General features: G+C 59.3%; 24 protein-coding genes. 18 read left to right on the top strand and 6 right to left on the bottom strand.

The features are described 5' to 3' along the window. Window positions 1–17 precede the first annotated feature (17 nt). Entirely contained in the window at window positions 18–683 is a 666-nt protein-coding gene (locus AB6K10_RS18050) for an alpha/beta fold hydrolase (protein WP_339119505.1), read from the top strand. Next, entirely contained in the window at window positions 684–1,679 is a 996-nt protein-coding gene (locus tag AB6K10_RS18045; protein ID WP_285263046.1) for a YihY/virulence factor BrkB family protein, read from the top strand. It abuts the gene before it with no gap. Between the two features lie 77 nt (window positions 1,680–1,756). Here the strand turns inward: AB6K10_RS18045 and AB6K10_RS18040 are convergent, their stop codons facing one another. Together AB6K10_RS18040 and AB6K10_RS18035 are read right to left on the bottom strand one after the other, a co-directional pair. After that, complete coding sequence (locus AB6K10_RS18040) at window positions 1,757–3,166, bottom strand: PhoH family protein (RefSeq protein WP_159342903.1); 1,410 nt, start codon at window positions 3,164–3,166, stop codon at window positions 1,757–1,759. Window positions 3,167–3,380: 214 nt separating this feature from the next. Further along, complete coding sequence (locus AB6K10_RS18035; RefSeq protein WP_339119633.1) at window positions 3,381–4,250, bottom strand: LysR family transcriptional regulator; 870 nt, start codon at window positions 4,248–4,250, stop codon at window positions 3,381–3,383. 117 nt (window positions 4,251–4,367) lie between these two features. Here AB6K10_RS18035 and AB6K10_RS18030 point away from each other — a divergent pair, with 117 nt between their 5' ends. Together AB6K10_RS18030 and AB6K10_RS18025 are read left to right on the top strand one after the other, a co-directional pair. Beyond that, window positions 4,368–5,231, top strand: a complete 864-nt coding sequence (locus tag AB6K10_RS18030) for a cation diffusion facilitator family transporter (protein WP_339119504.1) — start codon at window positions 4,368–4,370, stop codon at window positions 5,229–5,231. Between the two features lie 104 nt (window positions 5,232–5,335). After that, a complete protein-coding gene (locus AB6K10_RS18025; RefSeq protein ID WP_159342901.1) occupies window positions 5,336–5,605 on the top strand; it encodes a hypothetical protein in 270 nt (89 codons plus the stop codon). Window positions 5,606–5,662: 57 nt separating this feature from the next. On the opposite strand, the gene AB6K10_RS18020 is transcribed toward AB6K10_RS18025, so the two are convergent. Beyond that, window positions 5,663–5,851 carry a DUF3008 family protein gene (locus AB6K10_RS18020; protein WP_139526597.1) on the bottom strand — a complete coding sequence of 63 codons (189 nt, stop codon included), beginning with the start codon at window positions 5,849–5,851 and terminating at the stop codon, window positions 5,663–5,665. A gap of 107 nt (window positions 5,852–5,958) precedes the next feature. On the opposite strand from AB6K10_RS18020, the gene ybaK reads away from it, so the two are divergent. The 6 genes from ybaK to AB6K10_RS17990 all read left to right on the top strand — a co-directional run bounded on the left by ybaK (window position 5,959) and on the right by AB6K10_RS17990 (window position 12,992). After that, the gene (gene ybaK, locus AB6K10_RS18015; protein WP_339119503.1) at window positions 5,959–6,426 is read left to right on the top strand and encodes a Cys-tRNA(Pro) deacylase; all 468 of its coding nucleotides are present in this window, start codon (window positions 5,959–5,961) and stop codon (window positions 6,424–6,426) included. A gap of 108 nt (window positions 6,427–6,534) precedes the next feature. Continuing rightward, window positions 6,535–7,932 carry an ATP-dependent RNA helicase DbpA gene (dbpA, locus tag AB6K10_RS18010; RefSeq protein WP_159342899.1) on the top strand — a complete coding sequence of 466 codons (1,398 nt, stop codon included), beginning with the start codon at window positions 6,535–6,537 and terminating at the stop codon, window positions 7,930–7,932. A 48-nt stretch (window positions 7,933–7,980) separates the two neighbouring features. Next, on the top strand, window positions 7,981–8,838 hold the full coding sequence (locus AB6K10_RS18005) for a PA4780 family RIO1-like protein kinase (protein ID WP_159342898.1): 858 nt from the start codon (window positions 7,981–7,983) through the stop codon (window positions 8,836–8,838). Between the two features lie 98 nt (window positions 8,839–8,936). Beyond that, entirely contained in the window at window positions 8,937–9,980 is a 1,044-nt protein-coding gene (locus AB6K10_RS18000; protein ID WP_339119502.1) for an AbrB family transcriptional regulator, read from the top strand. A 67-nt stretch (window positions 9,981–10,047) separates the two neighbouring features. Further along, window positions 10,048–11,940 carry an ABC transporter ATP-binding protein gene (locus tag AB6K10_RS17995; protein ID WP_339119501.1) on the top strand — a complete coding sequence of 631 codons (1,893 nt, stop codon included), beginning with the start codon at window positions 10,048–10,050 and terminating at the stop codon, window positions 11,938–11,940. A 44-nt stretch (window positions 11,941–11,984) separates the two neighbouring features. Continuing rightward, window positions 11,985–12,992, top strand: coding sequence for an NAD(P)-dependent alcohol dehydrogenase (locus tag AB6K10_RS17990; RefSeq protein WP_339119500.1), 1,008 nt, complete (start codon window positions 11,985–11,987; stop codon window positions 12,990–12,992). Window positions 12,993–13,094: 102 nt separating this feature from the next. Here AB6K10_RS17990 and AB6K10_RS17985 read toward each other — a convergent pair whose 3' ends face one another. Then, window positions 13,095–13,361 carry a hypothetical protein gene (locus AB6K10_RS17985; RefSeq protein WP_159342894.1) on the bottom strand — a complete coding sequence of 89 codons (267 nt, stop codon included), beginning with the start codon at window positions 13,359–13,361 and terminating at the stop codon, window positions 13,095–13,097. 137 nt (window positions 13,362–13,498) lie between these two features. On the opposite strand from AB6K10_RS17985, the gene AB6K10_RS17980 reads away from it, so the two are divergent. Genes AB6K10_RS17980 through AB6K10_RS17970 form a run of 3 tightly spaced genes read left to right on the top strand, consistent with a single transcriptional unit; the run spans window position 13,499 to window position 16,269 of the window. Then, a complete protein-coding gene (locus AB6K10_RS17980) occupies window positions 13,499–14,677 on the top strand; it encodes a hypothetical protein (protein WP_305946846.1) in 1,179 nt (392 codons plus the stop codon). Between the two features lie 9 nt (window positions 14,678–14,686). Continuing rightward, on the top strand, window positions 14,687–15,514 hold the full coding sequence (locus AB6K10_RS17975) for a mechanosensitive ion channel domain-containing protein (protein ID WP_339119499.1): 828 nt from the start codon (window positions 14,687–14,689) through the stop codon (window positions 15,512–15,514). Then, window positions 15,514–16,269, top strand: coding sequence for a DUF429 domain-containing protein (locus AB6K10_RS17970; protein WP_253017883.1), 756 nt, complete (start codon window positions 15,514–15,516; stop codon window positions 16,267–16,269). Before AB6K10_RS17975 ends, AB6K10_RS17970 begins: the two co-directional genes overlap by 1 nt. 4 nt (window positions 16,270–16,273) lie before the next feature. Here the strand turns inward: AB6K10_RS17970 and AB6K10_RS17965 are convergent, their stop codons facing one another. Next, window positions 16,274–17,005, bottom strand: coding sequence for a YebC/PmpR family DNA-binding transcriptional regulator (locus AB6K10_RS17965; RefSeq protein ID WP_159342890.1), 732 nt, complete (start codon window positions 17,003–17,005; stop codon window positions 16,274–16,276). 232 nt (window positions 17,006–17,237) lie between these two features. Here AB6K10_RS17965 and AB6K10_RS17960 point away from each other — a divergent pair, with 232 nt between their 5' ends. Together AB6K10_RS17960 and AB6K10_RS17955 are read left to right on the top strand one after the other, a co-directional pair. Further along, entirely contained in the window at window positions 17,238–17,855 is a 618-nt protein-coding gene (locus AB6K10_RS17960) for a LysE family translocator (protein ID WP_285263054.1), read from the top strand. Window positions 17,856–17,931: 76 nt separating this feature from the next. Beyond that, the gene (locus AB6K10_RS17955) at window positions 17,932–18,417 is read left to right on the top strand and encodes a glutathione peroxidase (protein ID WP_159342888.1); all 486 of its coding nucleotides are present in this window, start codon (window positions 17,932–17,934) and stop codon (window positions 18,415–18,417) included. 18 nt (window positions 18,418–18,435) lie between these two features. Here AB6K10_RS17955 and AB6K10_RS17950 read toward each other — a convergent pair whose 3' ends face one another. Beyond that, on the bottom strand, window positions 18,436–18,819 hold the full coding sequence (locus AB6K10_RS17950) for a hypothetical protein (protein WP_159342887.1): 384 nt from the start codon (window positions 18,817–18,819) through the stop codon (window positions 18,436–18,438). 161 nt (window positions 18,820–18,980) lie between these two features. Here AB6K10_RS17950 and fabV point away from each other — a divergent pair, with 161 nt between their 5' ends. The 3 genes from fabV to AB6K10_RS17935 all read left to right on the top strand — a co-directional run bounded on the left by fabV (window position 18,981) and on the right by AB6K10_RS17935 (window position 21,599). Continuing rightward, window positions 18,981–20,186, top strand: coding sequence for an enoyl-ACP reductase FabV (fabV, locus tag AB6K10_RS17945; RefSeq protein ID WP_159342886.1), 1,206 nt, complete (start codon window positions 18,981–18,983; stop codon window positions 20,184–20,186). Between the two features lie 68 nt (window positions 20,187–20,254). Beyond that, window positions 20,255–20,470, top strand: a complete 216-nt coding sequence (locus AB6K10_RS17940; RefSeq protein ID WP_253017884.1) for a hypothetical protein — start codon at window positions 20,255–20,257, stop codon at window positions 20,468–20,470. Window positions 20,471–20,753: 283 nt separating this feature from the next. Further along, complete coding sequence (locus AB6K10_RS17935) at window positions 20,754–21,599, top strand: PRC-barrel domain-containing protein (protein ID WP_339119498.1); 846 nt, start codon at window positions 20,754–20,756, stop codon at window positions 21,597–21,599. Window positions 21,600–21,674: the final 75 nt, after the last annotated feature.

The following is a 21,674-nucleotide window of genomic DNA, read 5'->3' as shown; positions in this document are numbered from 1 at the left end:
CAGCAAGGACATAGCCCATGACAGCCTCAGGCGAACTGATTATTGAACCGAAAAATGGTCAACCCGCCGATGCGTGTGTGTTCATCATTCACGGCTTAGGTGCCGATGGGCACGATTTCGAGCCGCTAGTGCCTGCCTTGGCGCTGCCGGACAGCGTCAACGTGCGCTTCATCATGCCCCATGCCCCGCGCCTACCGGTGACCATCAACGGCGGCATGGTGATGCCCGCTTGGTACGACATCCTGGCGATGGACTTGGGGCGTCGGGTCGATGAGGTGCAGCTGAAAACATCCGCCGAGCGTATTCAGGCGCTGATCCAAGAGCAGATCGACCAAAGCATGGATAGTCGGCGCATCATCGTGGCGGGCTTTTCCCAGGGCGGGGCAGTGGCGTATCAGGCCGCGCTGTCGTTTCCTCAGCCGCTGGGTGGGCTGTTGGCGATGTCGACCTACTTTGCCACCGCCGACAGCATCGAGCCTGCTGAGGCGAACCGTCACGTGCCGATCGACGTTCATCACGGTAACTTCGACCCCATCGTGCCCGAAACCCTGGGCCGTAGTGGCGTCGAGCGTTTGAAGGCCATGGGATATAACGTCAACTATCGCCAGTACCCGATGGCCCATGCGCTCTGCCCGCAGCAGGTCAACGATATCGGCAAGTGGCTGAGCGAGCGGTTGGGCTAAATGGATAGCCACCGTCGAGGTCGCGCCGCCGACGTGCCCAGCGATATCCCGCGGCGGGGCTGGCACGATATTGCCTGGCGCGTTGTGCGTGCGGCTCGCCGGGATCGAATCACCATGTTTGCCGCAGGGGTGGCGTTTTACGCGCTGCTGGCGCTGTTTCCAACCATTGCGGCGGTGATCTCGGTGTGGGGGCTGCTGTTCGATCCGGTGGAGGCGGGGCGTCAGCTCTACACGATCAGCCGTTTCATGCCACCAGATGCGGCCAATTTGATCGATCAACAGGCGCAGGAAGTGGTCGAGAGCACCGAAGCGGGTAACGTCATGACCGCGTTGGCGGGGCTACTCATTGCCATGTTCATTGCCTCGAAAGCCGTTTCGGTGCTGGTGATCGGTCTCAATGCGGTATACGGCGAGCAGGAAAAGCGCTCGCTGCTCTACCGGGGCGTGGTGCTGGTGTCGCTGACCCTGGGCTTGATTGGCATGACGTTGGTCTCGTTGGGGTTCATCGCCATCGTGCCTGCCATGGTGGATAGGCTCATGATCGATCCTCCCTTGGATCGCGTGCTGCAGTGGCTGCGCTGGCCGGCCCTGTTGGTGTTGATGAGCCTGCTGATCGCGCTGCTCTACCGCTTCGCGCCTTATCGGCGCTCACCGCAGTGGCGCTGGCTGAGTTACGGCACCCTGTTTGCGACGCTAATGTGGTTGCTAGGCTCTGGCGCGCTGTCACTCTATGTGCGCTACTTTTCGACGTTTAGCGAGCTGTACGGCTCGATAGGGGCGGTCGTGGCGCTGATGCTGTGGTTTTGGCTCTCGGCATTCGTCGTGCTGTTCGGGGCGGAGCTCAATAGCGAAATGGAGCGCCAAACCTGCCATGACACCACCGTGGGCGAAGCGCGCCCGCTAGGTGAGCGCGAGGCGTTTGCTGCCGATACCATCGGCGTCGAGAACCCCTGGAACAGCGACAATGCCGCAAAACGGCAGCCGCCGTGCGATTGAAGACAAAGGAGAACCGCCCAGCGAGCTGGGCGGGGTAGAGTAGCGAGAGAAGGGTAACGACAGAAGTGCAAAGAGCGCTACAGCAGCTCTTCGGCCGCCAGGGCCAAGCGAGAGCGCTCGACGCTTTTCAAAGTGATATGCCCGGCGTGAGGCCAATCTCTGAACCGCTCGACCACGGCGGCCATGCCGCAGGTATTGGCGGTGAGGTAGGGCGTATCGATCTGCCCGACGTTGCCCAAGCAAACGATCTTGGTATTGCGCCCTGCACGAGTGACCAACGACTTTAGCTGTTTAGGGGTGAAGTTTTGCGCCTCGTCGATGATCAAGAAGGTATCGTTCAGGGTGCGCCCGCGCATAAAGCTCGGTGAGCGGATTTGTACCCGTGAACCAATTAGCTGTCGTGTGGCACCGTTGTCCCACGTCGACTCTCCCTCTTCGTTGCGCAGCAGGTTATCCATGTTGTCGTGGAAGGCGCCCATCCACGGTGACATTTTCTCCTCCTCGGTACCTGGCAAGAAACCAATGTCCTCGCCCATGGGAATCGGCGCGCGGGTGAAGACGATACGCTCGAAGCGCTTGGCGTCCAGGGTTTGCTGGAAAGCCGCCGCCAGGGTCATGAAGGTTTTACCGGTGCCCGCATTACCGGCAATGGTGACGAGGTCGATCTCAGGGTCCATCAGCAGGTTGAGGGTGAAGTTCTGACGGCTGTCGTGGGCGTGCACGCCCCACACCCCTGCGTGGTGGCGATAGTTGGTGAGTAGCTGCAGCCGCGCAGAAGAGGATGACAGCTCCCGCACGATGGCCTCGAACTCGGCGCCGTTCTCGCTATCGGAGACCAGCATGCCCACGTGCCAGTCGCGAGGCATTTGGCCACTGAGCTGATAGAAAGTGTGATGGCCCACGCGCTCGACGGTGACGTCGACATTCAGCGCTTCCCATAGCGAAGCGCCGTCATGCCCTGCCTGGCTGTATACCTGCGCGCCCTCGATCATCGCATCGCTATCGGAGAAGGCGCGGTCGTTGAGGTAATCCTCTACCGGTACTTTCAGCGCGGCGGCTTTGACCCTGAGGTTAATGTCTTTCGTAATCAGAATGACCGAGGCATCCGGGCGTTCGTCACGCAAACGGCAGGTTTCTGCCAGGATTCGGTTGTCGGGACTATCGTCTAACGAGTCGAAGGGCTTGAGGTCGTTGTAGCACAGAAAGTGCAGGCGGCCGGATTCTCCGCTGATGCGGGGGATGGGAATGCCTTGCTGTATTTCGTCGAACGTCACTTGGCTGGTGAGATCGGACAGGGTGCGGCTGATTTGCCGTGCCGTACGGGCGATTTCGCGGATGCCGTTCTTGTGCTTGTCCAGCTCTTCGAGCACGGTCATGGGGATGACCACATCATGCTCATCGAAATGGTAGAGCGCGGCGGGGTCGTGGATCAGGACATTCGTGTCTAGGACGTACAGCCTAGTCGCTTTCTTATCGAGTCGTACCATCGCGGAAACTACTCCTTGGTTGACGGCAACATCGACACTGGCAGATGCACTTTACGCTTAGATGACACTTGCCTGTGTCGGTTCTCTAGCGTGTCCTTTGGGCTCCTTCAATGGCCTGTTTTTTTACAGCGTGGCGGGCAATTGCTTTTTTCGCCACTGCTAAATTTCAACGCTGCTCATGCGCGGTGCTCCGCTTTTCGACTGAGAGGGGCGCTTAGCGTGTGGTGCCTAAAAAACGGATGACGTTGGTCAGCAGCGCCGTGGCGACCACGCCGAGACTCTCGCCTTCCACGTAACGGTAGTAGTGACTTTCCAGCAGCAGGTCGTGGTTGAGCGCACACAGACTGTGGCTGGCCAATGCCTCTTTGACGAGCGGGTAGGGAAGCAGTGCCCAGCCGGTGCCATTGATCACTGCATCGCGAATCACCTCGAACATGGTCAGGCCAAGATAGTTGGTGGAAAACAGCGCTTCGCTCACCAGTTTGTCGCCCTGATCGAAGGTCAGACATACCTGGGTGTACTGGGCCAAATCATCTTTAGTGACGTTCGGCAGGCGGCTGAGTGGATGGCCTGGCGCCGCGACCAGGCTCATGCTCACAGGCGCAAGGTTGCTGGCATTCACCGCCGCCCCTTCGGCGGTATACAGCCCAAAGGCGATATCCACCGTTTGACGCAGCACGAACTGGGCGTGCTCTTGGGGGGGCAGCAGGTACACCGAAATGGCCGTGAGTGGGTAGCGCTGTTTCAGGTCGTGCATGACCTGTCGCCAAAATGCCTCGGGCAGCGCGTCGTCCCGCGCGATGCAAAGCTGACTCTCCACGCCTTGTAAGTGTTGCTGGCAGTGCTTATTGATGCGGTTGGCACTGGTCAGCAGGCGATAGCAGTCGGGCAGCACGCTTTCCCCCACGGCCGTGAGCTGAAGGCTGTTCCCCGAACGCTCGAAGAGTGCCACGCCCAGGTTATCTTCCAGCGCATTGACGGCGGCGCTTAGCGTGCTGCGCTTCATGCCGGTGTGCCGTGCGGCGGCGGCAAACGATCCGTGCTCCGTGACATCGATAAACGCCTGGACTTGTTCTGCGCGCATGATGGTCTCTTGATTAACGTGCTTAGTGCCAAAATAGTTGGCGCTGAGCGACTGGTGAAGCGTCAGTGTACTCACTATGATGGCCTGCGTTTACCACTCTTTACTGGAGCAACCCGCGTGACCCCCTTTGTCGCCGAGCGCCGTGCGCTGAGATTTTCCGCCATTTCCGCTAGCCTGTTTGCCTTTACCGGGCTTGCCTTGGGCCTTGCGAGTGGCTCGATAACGATACTCTTCGATAGTGGCTATTCGCTATTAAGTTTAGTGCTGGCATCGCTCTCTCTGTTTGCGCTGCAACAGGCTCGCAAACCGGCGGATGATCACTACCCCTTTGGGCGGCTGACGGTCGAACCGCTGGCCGTGCTGCTCAAAGGCGTGGTGATTGCGCTGGTGTGTTTGTTTTCATTGGTCTCAGCACTTTGGAGTCTGGCGCAAGGAGGGCGTCTGGTCACGTTGGACTTGGCGCTGATGTTTGGCGTGGTCAACGTGACCGGTTGTTTGCTCACTTGGTGGTGGCTGACCCGCTATGCCAAGGTAGCGCAGTCCTCGCTACTGGCCGCAGAGCTTCGCCAGTGGCAGATGGATACCTGGTTAAGTGCGGCTGTGATGCTGGGCTTTGCCCTCACTTGGGGGCTTACGCTCTCGCCTTGGGCGCACTTGGCACGTTTTGCCGACCCGGTGATGGTCCTGATTATTGCCGGTTACTTCCTGCCCATGCCGATTCGCATGGTCAAAGGAGCGCTGCGTGAGCTGATGTTTGGCGAACCGGTAGGCAGCGTCCGCCAAGAAGTGGTGCAAGAAGTGGCGGATTTCGATATCGCCGACGACGATGTGCGCCTTGCCCAGGTAGGCAGCTTCTTGATGGTCGACATTCAGCTCGATAAGCAGCAGATCGATGACGCAGAAGAGATCGTCGAGAGCGTCGAGCAGCACTGTAAGCTGCGTAATTTGCGCCCGGTGACGAGCATTACGCTGGTCACGTAATGCTTGCATTGAAAAAGTGTTGACGCTGTCGAAGGTGTGGTGATATTTAGCGCTACCGACAACTGGTGTCGGCCTAACACTGCACTTTTGAGGGTTGCAAAAACATGCCACTGCGCCGCTGTTTGCCCGTGCTGCTGGTCACCGCTTTGGTGGCTGGCTGCGCAAGTTCTACCATTGCCCCACGTTACACCACTGAAAATCCGGACGTCATGCGGATCGGCGGAGAGCGCCCCGTCAGCGCGGACCCACGTACCGAAAACGCCGGTTCGTTCTGCCTGGAAACCACCGAGCGTTGGAACGAACATGGCCGCACGCCGGATGGCCAAACGCTGTGGGCGAAAGATACGCTGCGCCGCGTGGTGCCTTGCCAATAATTGGCTGACATAGGTTCACGCAAGCTGCGCCAGCGCAAGCCGCTGGCGCAGCATCGATCAATCGTCCTCTTTCTTTTGCGGTTTGCCCTTACGCTGGGTACCCGCCATCTCTTCCAACTCCTCTTCGCTCATCGAGTCATACATCTCTTTCGAAGCGTCATATAGCTCGCTCGGCTTGGTCTCACCGCGTTTGGCGGAAAGGGCCGCGCCAGCGGCTTTCTGCTGTGCTTTAGAGGTGGCTTTCATTTAACGACTCCTGTCAGTTGACTTCCATGAGGTGCTCACGCTATTAAGCCTAGCAGTGGGAAGTGATGTTTTCAGATAGGCTGACGCGTTTAACTTAAGAGAACTCCATGACACCGGCGATTAACAGCGCAAGGCATGCAGGTATTGCGTTTCAACTCCATGAGTATCAGCACGATGCCGCCGCCCCGTCCTATGGGCTGGAAGCGGCGGACAAACTTGGCGTGACGGCCGAGCAAGTGTTCAAAACCCTCGTCGTTAGCTTGGATGGCAAGCAGTTGGCCGTTGGTATCGTCCCCGTGAATAGCCATTTGGGGCTGAAGCAGATCGCCAAAGCCGCTGGCGCTAAAAAGGCCGTGATGGCCGCACCGGATGTCGTCGAGCGTACCACCGGCTACGTGCTGGGCGGTGTGAGCCCGCTGGGCCAAAAAAAGCGCCTGCCTACCTTTATAGATGCGTCGGCGCAGGCGTGGTCGACGCTATACGTGAGCGCCGGGCGGCGTGGGTTGGAAATCGAGCTCTCGCCGGAGGACCTTGCCGCACTCAGCCAAGGGCGATTCGCAGCGCTCTCTGCGTAGGCACGACGCGTCAGGATCAGCGCGTGGCAAAGCAGGGGGTGGCACTTTCTGGTATGGTGCTTCACATTATCGGTTTGCTGGGCATCACGCCCCCTTCAGGAATTTTTCGTGTCAGATACCTCGTTTGCCTCTCTTGCCCTCTCGCCCGCGCTGCTGAGCACGCTCGACTCCCTGGGCTATCACGCGATGACGCCCGTTCAAGCACAAAGCCTGCCACCCATGCTGGTGGGACGCGATGTGATGGCGCAAGCCAAAACGGGGTCAGGCAAGACCGCCGCCTTTGGCTTGGCGATTCTTTCCCAGTTGCGCCTCGAGGCGTTTAGCGTCCAGGGTTTGGTCCTGTGTCCCACCCGTGAACTGGCCGACCAAGTGGCGGAAGAGTTGCGCCGTCTAGCCCGTGGAATGCCCAACGTGAAAGTGCTCACACTCTGCGGCGGCGCCCCGTTTGGCCCGCAGCTCGCATCGCTGGAGCACGGCGCCCACATCGTGGTGGGCACGCCGGGCCGGGTGGATGAGCATCTGCGCAAGGGTTCGCTCACCCTTGGGTCACTCACCACGCTGGTGCTGGATGAAGCGGACCGCATGTTAGACATGGGTTTTCAGGTCACCATCGACGATATCATTGCCGATACGCCTGCCGACCGCCAAACGCTGCTTTTTAGCGCGACATTCCCTGATGAGCAGGCCTCCGGCGGTCTCGCAGCTATGACGCGTGGCGTCATGCGCGATCCGGTCAGCGTTAAAGTCGCAGAGACCCATGACGCGACGACCATCGAGCAGCACTTTTACCGTGTGTCTCATGACGACGACCGTTTTGCTGCATTGACCGAGCTGCTGCTCGCCACGCGTCCTACCACCAGCGTGGTGTTCTGTAACACCAAGCGAGAAACCCAGGCGGTAGCCGATGGTTTGGTCGACGCGGGCTTCAGCGCCGTCGCTTTGCACGGCGATCTCGAGCAGAAAGACCGCGACCGGCTGCTGGTGCTGTTTGCCAACCAGAGCGCATCGATTTTGGTCGCCACCGATGTCGCCGCCCGCGGGCTGGACATTGCCCAGCTGGACGCCGTCTTCAATTACCAAATCGCCCGCGAGCTGGACGTCCACGTTCATCGGGTAGGCCGAACGGGGCGCGCCGGGGCCAGCGGTATCGCCTGTACCCTGGTGACACCGCAGGAAGATTATCGACTCGAACGCCTCGCTGAGCTGTTGGGCGAGCCGCTCTCGACCGAGCCGCTGCCGACAGCGGCTAACGGCACACCGTTCGAGGCTCCCATGGCTACGCTACAGTTGGCGGGTGGTAAAAAGGATAAGCTGCGCCCAGGCGATATTCTGGGAGCATTGACCAGCGAAGGCGGCTTGCGCGGGGATCAGGTGGGCAAAATCAAAGTGCTGGCCCGAAGTGCATACGTCGCGGTCGAGCGCAGCGTCGTCCAGAAAGCTCAGGCCAAGCTGGAGCGGGATAAACTCAAAGGGCGCGCTTTCCGCGTGCGACGCATTCGCCATTGACGACCCCCACGACGGGGTCGTTACCAGAAGGAGCCTTCGCAGCAAGCTATGAAAACACCCAAACGATTACAGCCCTTGGTCGATGATGGTCTGATCGATGAGGTGCTGATGCAGTTGATGAGCGGCAAGGAAGCGCAGGTGTATGTGGTGCGCTGCGGCGACGACACGCGCTGTGCCAAAGTCTTCAAAGAGGCCAAGCAACGCAGTTTCAAACAGGCGGTGCAGTACCAAGAGGGGCGTAAAGAGCGCAACAGCCGCCGGGCCCGTGCCATGGCCAAGAAAACCCGCTACGGCCAGAAAGAGCAGGAGCAGGCGTGGCTCACTGCCGAGGTGGACGCGCTGTACCGCCTAGCCGCCGCCGATGTGCGCGTACCTAAGCCGTACGGTTTCGTGGATGGCGTGCTGCTGATGGAGATGATCACCGATGCCGAAGGCGACGTGGCACCGCGCTTGGACGATGTCACCCTGACCGAAGAGCAGGCGCTGCGCTATCACGCCAAAGTGATTCAAGACGTGGTGAAAATGCTTTGCGCTGGTCTGATTCACGGTGACCTTTCTGAGTTCAACGTGCTCGTCGATGCCGATGGCCCGGTCATTATCGACTTGCCCCAAGCGGTCGATGCGGCCGGTAATAACAGCGCCGCCGCCATGCTGGAGCGCGATGTCGATAACATGCGCGCTTATTTTGGTCGCTTTGCTCCCGAGCTGCTCACTACTCACTACGGTAAGGAGATGTGGGCGCTCTATGAAGCGGGTGAGCTGCACCCCGATAGCAAACTCACCGGCCACTTCGAGTTTGATAGCCACATTGCCAACGTGGATGAGCTGATGGAAGTCATCGACGACGCCAAAGAAGAAGAGGCCGAGCGCCAAGCGCGAATGCGTGATGACGACGACGAGGATTAACCCCAATAGTGATAAACTGAGGCAACGCTTAGCAGAGTAAGTAGTTGGATGAAACGACTCTGCCATATCGCATAGCCGAAAGATCACCGGAGGGGAGTGTGAAGGGCAGCCGTTTCAGTGCAGGGAGAGCCAAAGCGCTTGTCTTATCGCTCAGTGTTGGTGCAGCAGGCGGTGTGCTGTTTCACATTTCGGGGCTGCCGCTGGCCTGGATGCTTGGCCCCTTGGTGGCGAACCTGCTGGTGTCTGCCAAAGGGGTGAAGGTTGAAGTGCCTGAATCGCTGCGCAGCGTGTTTTTAGCGGTGATGGGCATGGTTCTCGGCAGCCAAGTCACGCCTGAGCTGGCCCACCGGGTGCTGGATTGGCCCGTTTCGGCCATGCTGCTGTTGGCGGGGGTCGCGGCGTCAACCGCCGTGGCGTCAGCCTGGTACCGCCGCTGCGGTTTCGACCCGGTCAGCGCCTGGTTTGGTGCCTCGCCGGGCGCCATGACCGCGATGATCCTACTGGGTGAACGATGCGGCGGCGACCCGCAGCGCATTGCCATTGCCCAGTCGCTGCGTATCGTGCTGGTGATCCTCTTTCTACCGCCGCTGTTTTGGGCATTCGAAGGGGGAGAAGGCACACTGGGTCCGACAGCGTCAGCACTTACCGATGGCTGGCTGTTGCTGGCTATTCCACTGTTGCTGCCGTTGGGTCAATGGCTACGCCTGCCAAGCCCCGCGCTGCTCGCTCCCTTGTTAGCCACCGCGCTACTCTCCGGGCTGGATATTGCTAGCCTCGCCTTGCCAAGCTGGGGTATGAATCTGATGCTCTGGGTGCTGGGCAGCGCCATTGGTTCACGCTTTCAAGGTATGACGCGGCGGCTCTTGGGGCGCTATCTTTGGCAATCCGGAGTGGCGACGCTGTTGGCCCTCATCGTGCTGGCCGTGTTTGCCGAACTGATCCACCAAACCGTGGGCGTGGGTCGCGATGTGGCGCTCTTGGCGCTGGCCCCTGGTGGTATTGGCGAAATGGCGATACTTGCCGTCGCGCTCAACATTGACCCAGTGTTTGTGGCGTTTCACCACCTGCTGCGGATGGTCACCCTGATGATTGTCGCTCCCTTCTGGGCCCGCTGGTTAATGCGTCATCATCCTGACGCCTGACATCGCGATCATTATGCAAACATTCCTACGCTGTACTCCCTTTTATCGCGTCTTGTAAGGACTTTCCATGCTGTCACGTCTGCTCTCGCCGCTGTTCCGTTTCTTTGAGGAGCGCGTCAACCCTTATCCAGAGGGTGAGGTCACCACGCCGCCCAAAGGGCTGTTGCCGTTTATCTGGCACTTTTCGCGCCCGGTGTGGCCGTGGCTGCTGGTGATGTCGCTGATTACGGCGGTGGTATCCGCCGCAGAGGTGGTGTTTTTTAGCTATATGGGCGATTTGGTGGATTGGCTGGGCGGCGTCGAGGGCGCCGATTTTTGGGCCAACCACGGGCTGTGGCTGGCGGGCCTTGGTTTGTTAGTGGTAGTGGGCCTGCCGCTATTGGTGCTGCTGCAGTCGCTGGTCACTCACCAGAGCATTTTTGGTAACTACCCGATGATTGGCCGCTGGCTCTCTCATCGCCATATGCTCAGCCAGAGCCTGGCATTCTATCAGGATGAGTTTGCCGGGCGGGTATCGCAAAAAGTGATGCAAACCGCGCTGGCCGTGCGGGAAACCGTCACGAAAGTGATGGATCTGCTGGTCTACGCCATCGTCTATTTTACCGGGGCGGCCATCTTACTAGGCCGCGCCGATCCATGGCTGCTGCTGCCGCTAGGGCTTTGGCTGATCGGTTACTTGGGCATCATGCGCTTTTTCGTACCGCGCCTGCGGGATGTTTCCATGGCCCAGGCGGATGCTCGCGCGCAAATGACTGGCCGCGTGGTGGATAGCTACAGCAATATCCAGACTATCAAGCTGTTTGCCGATACTCAGCGCGAAGAGCGCTACGCCAAAGATGCTATGGAGGGCTTTATGGTCACCGTGCATCGCCAGATGCGCTTGGTCACGGTGATGAGCGTCTGCTTGACGCTGCTTAATACCCTGCTGCTGGTCGGCACGGCAGGCATGGCGATTGCAGCGTGGTACATGGAGGCGATCTCTCTGGGTGTGCTGGCCATCGCCATTGCCCTGGTGATGCGGATCCGTTTTATGTCCGACTGGATTTTATGGGAAGTCGCCGGGCTATTTGAAAACATCGGCACGGTGCAGGATGGCATGAACACCATCGCCCAGGAGCCGACGGTGAAAGACGCGCCCAACGCCAAAGCGCTGACCGTGCCCAACGGCGAGATCGTCTTCGATACGCTGCGCTTCCAGTATGCCCAGGCAAAAGGGGAGAGCAAAAACGTGTTCGATGGGCTGAACCTGACCATCAAGCCCGGTGAAAAGATCGGCCTGATTGGCCGTTCCGGGGCGGGAAAATCGACCCTGGCGAACCTGCTGCTGCGCTTTTACGACCTGCAGGGCGGGCGCATTTTGATCGACGGACAAAACATTGCTGAGGTCACCCAGACCTCGCTGCGCCACCAGATCGGCATGGTGACCCAAGACACCTCGCTGCTGCACCGCTCGCTGCGGGACAACATCCGCTATGGCAGCCCGAATGCCAGCGATGAGGATGTCTGGCAGGCGGTATGCCGTGCCCATGCCGATACCTTCATCAATGACCTAGTCGATCCCAAAGGGCGGCGCGGTTTGGATGCTCATGTGGGCGAGCGGGGCGTGAAGCTCTCCGGCGGCCAGCGCCAGCGCATTGCCATCGCCCGGGTGCTGCTTAAAGACGCCCCCATCCTGGTGTTGGATGAAGCCACCTCGGCGCTGGATTCCGAAGTCGAAGCGGCGATTCAAGAGCAGTTGGATGCCTTGATGGAGGGCAAAACGGTGATTGCCATCGCCCATCGGCTCTCTACCATTGCCATGCTAGACCGTTTGATTGTGGTGGATGAAGGGCGCATGGTGGAGAGCGGCACCCATCAGGAGTTGCTCGCCCGAAACGGCATCTACGCAGGCCTATGGCAGCGTCAGTCGGGCGGCTTTTTGGGCAACGACCTTGATCCTGATGACAACGCCCCCATTTGAGGCTAGACCGGTCGCCTACAAGGGCGCGTTAACAGGAGAGAGTGATGCAAGCGATTGAGCTTCAACAACCCGGCGGTTTAGATAAATTGAACGTTGTCGACGTGGCAGCCCCAGGGGAGCCAGGCCCCGGCGAGATCAAAGTGCGCCTGCACGCCAGCTCACTGAACTTTCACGACTACGCGGTCGTGGCGGGGATGATTCCCACCGATGATAAGCGCATCCCGATGTCCGACGGTGCGGGCGTTGTGGAAGCCGTTGGCGAAGGTGTGGAAGAGTTTGCCGTGGGCGATGCGGTCGTCTCGACTTTCTTCCCTTACTGGCTGGAAGGCCCGGCGCGCGTAGGCGATTTCACCACCACCCCAGGCGATGGCGTCGATGGCTATGCCCGCGAGCAGGTGATTCGCCCGGCCACGTGGTTTACTCGCCAGCCGCAAGGTTACAGCCATGCCGAGTCCGCCACGCTGACCACCGCAGGTCTAACCGCTTGGCGCGCGCTAGTAGTGGACGGCGGTTTGAAGGCTGGCGATACCGTGCTGGTACTGGGCACCGGCGGCGTCTCCATTTTCGCCTTACAGTTTGCCAAACTGATGGGCGCTCGGGTGATCGCAACGTCTTCGTCTAATGAAAAGCTGGAACGCCTGCGCACGCTAGGCGCGGAGCACACCATCAACTACCGTGAGACCCCGGAGTGGGGCAAAGCCGTGCAAGCGCTCACCCATGGCGAAGGCGTGGATCACGTGGTCGAAGTAGGTGGCCCCGGTACGCTGCCGCAATCCATCGATGCGGTGAAGATTGGCGGGCATATCTCACTGATTGGTGTGCTCACCGGCCGTGAAGGTGAGATTCCGACGGCTAAGCTGATGGCAAAACAGGCTAAATTGCAGGGGCTTATCGTAGGTAGCCGTCGTCATCAGATCGAGATGATCCAAGCGATCGAAGCGGCGAAGCTCAAACCGATCATTGACCGTGAATTCCCGCTCAGCGAGATCGCCGATGCGTTTCGTCATCAAGAGTCAGGCAAGCACTTTGGTAAGATCTGTCTGACCTATTGAGCGAAGCGCGACGCTTTGCACAATGAGTAAAAAAAGCGACGAGTCAAAAGCGCGTCTGCCAAAAGCAGGCGCGCTTTTTTTGCCATGAGGGGGGAAGCTACGTTACTCCCCCAGTCGGCTGTAGACCACGCCTTTGACTTCCAGCTCCCAAATATCGTCGTAGGGCACGGTCACGCCATCCATATCCCCTGGGTCACCGGTACTGTTTTTGATGACGGTTTCAGGAATGACTTTTACCCCCATCACACCGACATGCTGGATACGGCCGCTGAATCGATTCCCTTCCTGCTCAATGAGCACCCGCTCGCCCGCAATGCACTTTGCAAGCTTCTCGTGAAGCTCCGCCATCGTGACATTCACCACGCTCATCGTTGCCTCCTGCACATCGCTCAAAGGGGAGTTGCTTGGCTATAACGACTTTATTCTAGACGATAAGTTCGACTAGCCCCGAGGGCAGCGCCTCAGGCATGCTAACCTTAATCTACTTTACCGAACCGAGGCAGACGATGGCGCAAGGCTCAACGAACGCGGCGTTATCGCCATGGAACGTGGTGGCACTGGACACCTTTCACACCCCCGAACGCACCCAGGCCAGCCAGTGGCGGCGTAGCTGGCGAGCAGCCACGACTTGGATGATCGGCCGCGAGGCCTCAGAGCGCCAAGCCAAGCAGGAGAGCGAGCTGCGCGCGCTGCCGGAGGTCAAGCTGGCCCACTGGGCACCCAGTATCGATTGGACGCCTGCCGCCCACCGTTTGGAGCAGGCACTACGCGCCTATGAAGAAACGCCCGTCGTGCTGTTCATTTCACCGCCCCACGGTGGGCACGAAGCGGTAGTGAGCCACTGGGCCGCGCAGCAAGGTATCGAGTGCCTCACGGCTCCTACGTTGTCCGAGCTGGTCGACGGGCGTTTGGCCTGGGTCGATCATGCCACGCCACTCAAACGCTGGGCCATCCCAGCGCTGGAGCGTCACTTTCTGAGACATACCAACGGCCTTCAGGGCGTGCGTGAACTGGTCGAACGCGCTCTGAGCGGGCGTCTGGGCATGAGCGTGATCGGCTGTGATAGCTGGACGTATGCCTACTTGCAGCACGCCGTCGGCCTCGAGGGCGTACCGGTATTGACTCTGCAAGGGCTCGAAGGCGAGCAGTTGGCCCACTACTTCTCCCACCGCGTGACCCAAACGGCGGGAGCATGTCCGACGGTATATAGCACGCGGACCGGGAAACCGATTCTATCGAGCGAAAGCGATAGTAAGGCCGTTTACAAAGAACTGCAGCGGCTGGCAGCGCACTGCCGCGGACATTTGGGAATTGCGTGGCACTACTGGCGAGAGCGACTGCGGGAGCCGTCGGAGGCGAATACCTCCGACGACGCGCCAGAGACGCGCAGCAACGCGCAAGAGCTATGGCTACTCGATGCCCTAGCCGATGCCGAGCTTCCGGCAGATACCGGCGACTTAGCCACGCTGCTACTGCACACGCTGCTGATTCACGGCGGGCTTGAAGACCAAGCCCTGAAGCACGTGCTGCCGTTTTCCGATCACGAAGCGCTGAACGCACGTTTTGCGCTGGCGCGGCGTGGCATTCTCAGCCGTCAGCAGGGGCGTTGGCAGGTCGCACCGTTGAGCTATGCCAGCGTACGGCAACTGCTAGAGTCGCGTAATTATCTGGTAGACCCGCTTTAAGGAGCGTAGATGGACGATCAAGGGCAGTACGCCAAACTGTTTAACGAGATGGACAGTCAAGCGCTGATCACGCTGGGCATCATTTTAGGTAGTACGATCTTGTTGATCATTGCCAGTCAGCGTGGTCTCAACTGGCTGGCCAATCGGCTGCATGGTCAAGTGCGCTTCCGCGTCTTTGCACTGGTACCGCTGACGCGGCTGATCATTCTGATCGTTGCGCTGGCCATCGCCGTCCCGATCATCATTGAGCCGTCGCTACGCAATATGGTCACTCTGCTGGGTGCCATTGGCTTGGCCATTGGCTTTGCGCTGAAAGATTATGTGAGCAGCCTGATCGCTGGGGTCGTCTCGGCGGTGGAGCTGCCTTATCGCCCCGGCGACTGGGTCAATATCGAAGGCACGTACGGTGAGGTGAAACACGTTGGCATGCGCACGGTGGAAGTGCAGACTCCCGATGATGACTTGGTCGCCGTACCACACTTGAAGCTGTGGGATTCGGCGATCTATAACGCCAATAACGGTGGCACCAGCCTTCAGTGCGTGGCGAGTTTTTATCTACACCCCGAGCACGAGGCGGGTTGGGTGCGCAAAGCGCTGCGCGATGTCGCGCTGACCAGCGCTTATTTGAAGTTCGACGAGCCGATTGTCGTGGTCGCCGAAGAGAAACCCTGGGGAACTCACTACCGTATTCGCGCGTATCCGGTAGACCCGCGTCAGCAGTTTCTCTTTATTACCGATTTGACGGTGCGTGGCAAGGCGGTACTGAGTGCGGCAGGCGTCACTCCCGCGCTGCTACCGCCCGATGCGGCACTCGATGCCAAAGGCGCGGTCAGCTAATGACGACGACCACCCTATATCTTGGATGGGATGTGGGCGGCTGGAACTGCGACCACAATCCCGCCAGCCGCGATGCGCTGGTCGTACTGGACGAGTCGCTGACCTTGCTGGGCACGCCCTGGCGGGGCAATCTACGCCAAACGCTCAACGATGCGAGCTCGACTCGTGACCTGTTGAATCGCTTGTTGGCGCTGTGCCAAATCACGGCCAGTGGCCAAGAACGGGTCGTCATGGCCATCGACACGCCTTTGGCGTTTCCCCAAGCACTGCTGGCCCTCGCTCAGGGTCAGCCCGTCGATGCCCTGGGCCGCTCGCAGGACAATCCATACCTGTATCGCCAAACGGAGCGTTGGCTCTTTGCTCGTGGGGTGACGCCGCTCTCTCCGATCAAGGACATGATTGGTAGCCAGGCCACCAAGGGCATGCACGTGCTGGCGCGCTTTGCGCCCCATCGCGTGCAGTGCGGCCAGTGGACGAGCGAGCAGGGAGAGCTGTTGGCCGTCGAGGGGTATCCGTCGCCGGCGAAACGCTCGGTAGCGTTTGCCGCATTGCTAGAGAGGGTTCGCGCCCCCGAGGCCGTCGTTACCCTGCTGCATCAGCCAACGCCGAAGCAGCAGGATAGCCAGGATGCCTGCTTTTGTGCCCTGCTTGCCTGGAGTCTCGAGCAGGCGCCTGCGCAGATTGCGTGGCCGCCGGCAGAGATGCCAGCGGCGGAAGGGTGGATCTTCGTGCCGAGGGATGCGTTGAGCGACTAGCGGCTCAAGCCTCGTCTTCCGGCAGTTCCGCGTTATGGAAGACGTTCTGGACGTCGTCCAGCTCGTTGAGCATGCCCAGAAACTTTTCAAACATAGCCACGTCGTCGCCTTCGATGGGCGTGGTGGTTTGTGGCAAGAACTGGATTTCGTCGACTTCGAAGTCGATCTCACCCAGCGCATCCAACAGTGCCTGCTTGGCTTTGGCGTAGTCGGTATGCGGCGCAAAGACGGTGATGCGACCCTCTTCCTGTTCGATATCGGTCACGTCCACGTCGGCTTCCATCAGCGCTTCCAGTACGGTTTCTTCATCGCTACCAGCGAAAGAGAAGATCGCACAGTGGTCGAACATGTGGCTCACGCTGCCCGGCGTGCCGATTTTGCTTTTGGTTTTGGTGAAGCAGCCGCGCACGTCGCCAAAGGTGCGGTTGGGGTTATCGGTCAGGCAGTCGACGATCACCATAGCGTTGCCGGGGCCAAAGCCTTCGTAGCGCGCCGGGGAGAAATCTTCACCGCCCGCGCCGCTGGCTTTGTCCAGGGCCTTGTCGATCACGTGGGACGGCACCTGATCTTTCTTGGCGCGCTCCATCAATCCACGCAGCGCGAGGTTACCGTTGGGGTCCGTACCGCCAGCTTTGGCACAGACGTAGATTTCACGCCCATACTTGCTGTACACCTTGGTTTTCGCAGCGGCCGTTTTGGCCATGGATTCCTTACGGTTTTGAAACGCCCTACCCATATTGAAGTCCTTTATTAGCCATGAACCGCCTGCATGGCAGGCGTCATCGTGTTCAAAAAGGGGAAAATTTTACCCAACAGCGTACCATGCTAACAGCGTTATTTAAGCGTCTGACACGTTAATGCGGTGCTGCGAGGTGTTGCGGCCACTCCCGACGTTAGGACGAGCGCCGAAGAGGCCAGCGCTGGCGTATACTGGCACGCTTGTTCCATAACGTTTCAGGGAGGACACCATGCCGCTGACCCTTTGGCTTTCGCTGGCTGCCATTTGTGCGATGGGGGCCATGTCGCCCGGACCAAGCCTTGCGCTGGTGCTGCGCCACACCTTGGGAGGTGGCCGTGTGCCGGGCGTAACGGCAGCCATCTTCCATGCCCTGGGTGTCGGATTTTACGCGTTGCTGACGGTCTTGGGATTAGGCGCGGTCATGGTGCGCTTTCCCGAACTGTTTCACATCATTACCTGGTGTGGCGCGGCCTATTTGGCGTGGTTGGGAGTCAAAGCGTTACGAGCGGGCCGAGGCGGCGCACTGTCGCCGAACGCTGTGGTCACCACGCCGCGCCAGGCGGCCAAAGAGGCCGTGTTGGTGGCACTGGGTAACCCGAAGCTGATCATCTTTTTCGTTGCGCTGTTAAGCCAGTTCGTCACGCCGGACATGAGTCTGCTGGCCAAGGCGATTATCGTCGCCACGGCTATTATGATTGATGGTGGCTGGTACGTGTTGGTGGCCGTTGGGTTGTCTCACTCGCGGGTGTTGCCCTGGCTGCAGCGCCGCGCCCACTGGATCAACCGCCTCACCGGTGTGCTGCTGATCGCGCTGGCGCTGCGGGTGGTGGCAGGGCCCATCATTTAATCTCCATGCTGGTGTCGTTACCGTTGCCGTGGCAAGGTAAGGCGCATGCTGGTAAAGGCATTCTAGAGGCCTGGCGATGACGATTTACGAGCAGGATTGTTATACCCACCAAGGTAAGCCGTTCAACCTTCGCGCGCTGCGCGGACAGGTGTTGCTGGTGGTCAATGTGGCCAGCCAGTGCGGTTTTACCCCCCAGTTGAAAGAGCTGGAAGGGCTTTACCAGCGGTACCGGGATCGTGGCTTTACCGTGCTGGGGTTCCCCTGTAACCAGTTTGGCCGTCAGTCTCCTGAAAGTGCCGAAGCGTTTTGCGCCTTTGGCGAGCAGCAGTTTGGCGTGAGCTTTCCGCTCATGGAGAAAGTGAAGGTCAACGGCAACGATGCCCATCCGCTGTTCGTTCAGCTCAAGCAAGAGGCGCCGGGGATCTTGGGAACCAAGGCTGTGAAGTGGAATTTCACCAAGTTCTTGGTGGGGCGCGATGGCAAGGTGGTGGCTCGTTTTGGCCCCAAAGATCGCGGGCTGACGCTGCGCTTGGCCCTGGAGGCCGCTCTGGACAAAGAGTAAGCCTCACGACGTGACGCGCTACACCTCACCTCGGGCGACCACCAGACGCTGCATCAGCTCGTTCCAACGGTGACGCACCATCATGGTCGTCAGCCCTGAAAAGAGTGCCCAGCTTTTGCGTCGCCAGCCGGTCAGCTTCATGTTGTGGCTCACGAGTTGCTTCATCAGTTTATAATCGTCGAACTTGCGCCACTCGCTGGCGACCGAGAGCTGGTGGCGCGACATGACCGGTGCCAGCTCTAGACGCAGCATCCACTCCAACTCCTTGAGCGACATCTGGTGCTGTTCGATCACTTCGATCATACGGGCGTAGTCGCGCTCGCTGGGTTCGCGATCAAGCCAGAGCGGGGCCAGGGCAAGCCACAGATCGCCTCGCTCATCGACTAGCTGCTGTGCATTCATCAAAGGTCTCGTCGGCAAGTGGTGGGCAGGCCGCTATCCTGCCGCGAATGGCGAAGAAGCTCAAGAGCGGACAGGGCGCGCCGAGACCGCTAGAATACCCCTCATTGGTAACTCGGCACTGCCGTGCCGAACGCAATACTCATCTGATGAAGGGGTCCAATGTGATCATTAAACCGAAAGTGCGTGGCTTTATCTGCACCACCACCCACCCGAAAGGCTGCGAGCAGAACGTTCTCGAGCAGATCGAAGCGACCCGCGCCCGTGGTTTGGATAAACGCCAAGGCCCGAAGAAAGTGCTGGTGATCGGTGCCTCTAGCGGTTACGGCCTAGCGGCACGTATTACCGCCGCCTTTGGTTATGGCGCCGACACCTTGGGCGTGTTTTTCGAAAAGCCGGGCACCGAGAAAAAGCCGGGCACGGCGGGCTGGTACAACAGCGCGGCCTTCGATAAATTTGCCAAGCAGGAAGGTCTGTACAGCAAGTCCATCAACGGCGATGCGTTCTCCCACGAAGCGCGGGAAAAAGCCATCGAGCTGATCAAGCAGGACATGGGTGAGATTGATCTCGTGGTCTACTCGCTGGCGTCTCCCGTGCGCAAACTGCCTGACAGCGGTGAGCTGAAGCGCTCCAGCCTGAAGCCGATTGGTGAAACCTACCGCGCCACGGCGATCGATACCAACAAAGACGCCATCATCGAAGCCGAAGTGGAACCGGCCACCCAGCAAGAAATCGACGACACCATCACCGTGATGGGCGGCGAAGATTGGGAACTGTGGATGAGCGCTCTGGATGACGCGGGCGTGCTCGCCAAAGGCGCGCGCAGCGTGGCCTTTAGCTACATCGGCACCGAAATTACCTGGCCGATCTACTGGCACGGCGCTCTGGGTAAAGCCAAAGAGGACCTGGACCGCGCAGCGTCCGCCATCGATGCCAAGCTCAAAGAGAGCGGCGGTGGTGCCAACGTGGCCGTGCTGAAATCCGTGGTGACTCAGGCCAGCGCCGCGATTCCGGTCATGCCGCTGTATATCGCCATGGTCTACCGCATCATGAAAGAGCAGGGCCTGCACGAAGGCACCATCGATCAGCTGAACCGCCTGTTCGGCGAAAGGCTTTACTCCGGTGAGCCCGGCGACATGGTTACCGACGACCAAGGCCGCCTGCGCCTGGACGACTGGGAACTGCGCGACGACGTTCAAAAAGCCTGCCAAGACCTGTGGCCGGAAGTCACGACGGACAACCTCTTCGACATTACCGACTATGCTGGTTACAAGCATGAGTTTTTGAAGCTGTTTGGCTTCGAGCGTAACGACGTGGATTACGACGCCGATGTGAACCCGGACGTGGAATTCGATGTCGTGACGTTATAAGGCGACGCGCGACGGGTAACGCTGGCCGCCGCGCTGTTGATCATCGACCGGACTGGATGAGGTGCCGTATGGATACCCGAGAGAGCAAAACCCCGGAAGAAGAGAAAGAGCACGTATTGAGCGAGCGCTTACCCGAAGATTTCGAAACCTCGCAACCTCAGCAGCAGCCAGAAGCGAAGAAATCCGCTAACGGGCTGCACAACATGCTGCCGCTGATCATCATAGTGATGGGGATCATCGTGGCGGGTATTGTCATGCTGGGAATGGGCAATAGCGGCGGCTGAGACGTCGTTGTTGCAGCGCATATCGCCGGGCCTGTGGCCCGGCGATATGCGTTTCAGGCCTTTGGTAGCGAACGTTCCATAGCGGTCACTAGGAGTGCCTGTGTTTAATGTTTGTCAGCTTTTGTGCCCATCTTCTGCTAAACGTCCGTTAATCTAGGTACAACGTAGCGGTTGTGTGCCGTTTCATCTTGCCTCGATGCGCCGTGCTTAACTAGTGTGCAACGTGTACTTCAGCACAAAGTGTGCTTTAGAAACGATGCACGTCAGTAAACGGAGAACGAGCATGAAACGGACAGCACTCGCAGTCGCCATGGGCACGGTATGCGCTAGCCTCTCAGGTATTGCCCTCGCGCAAAACGATGATCACACCGATCCTTCGACCACCCGAGACATGTCGCAACAGCGACAGAACGAAGTGGCCGAACAGCAGCGCCAAAACAGCCAAACCCCAGATGGCAACGAGACGATGGATGTCACGGTTGACCAAGCGCCTGCGGATGTTCAGGTGCAGCAGGAGTCGCCCAACATCACGGTCGAACAGTCAAAACCTGACGTCACCATCGAGCAGCCTAAGCCCGACGTGACCATTGAACAGCCCGAGCCAGAAGTCACGGTGGAAGAGGCGGAGCCGAACGTCACCGTTGAGCAGCGCGGTGAACCGGAGGTGACTATTGAGCAGGCTGACACTGCAGAGGTAGAGGTTAACCGGGATAACGAAGGGCGCGATCAAGAACAGACGTCAGCGCAGCAGCAGAATCAACAAGTCGTGCAGGAAGACGTTCAGCAAAGCGACCAGGGTAACTCGCTGATGGCAGAGCGCGCAAGGGATCTTGAGGGCATTACCGTCGCTAATCAGCAGGGTGATGAAGTGGGTGAAATCCAGCACATTGCCCGTCATCAAGAGAGTGGCGAGCTGTTTGCGATTGTCTCGATTGGCGGCATCTGGGGCTTCGGCGCTAGTGATGTAGCGCTCCCCGTGAAAGAGATGCAGCGCGAAGGAGACCAGTTGGTCGTCAACACCGACTACGGTAGCGAAGAGATCGAAGCGTCCGCCGACGAATACCGCGAGAGTGACTACCAGATTATTGATAACCAAACGACGCTTTCAGACGCGGAAGAGAACAGGTAACACTCACTCGCTATAGCCCTGCGACGTCTTTTTTGAGATAGCGACAGCAGGCGCTGCCTTCAGTGGCACAATTGG

This window comes from Halomonas sp. BMC6, from assembly GCF_964204995.1.
Classification (GTDB): Bacteria; Pseudomonadota; Gammaproteobacteria; order Pseudomonadales; family Halomonadaceae; genus Vreelandella.
The sequence above is the reverse complement of the archived record's forward strand: the minus strand, read 5'-3'. Positions and strand labels throughout refer to the sequence as shown.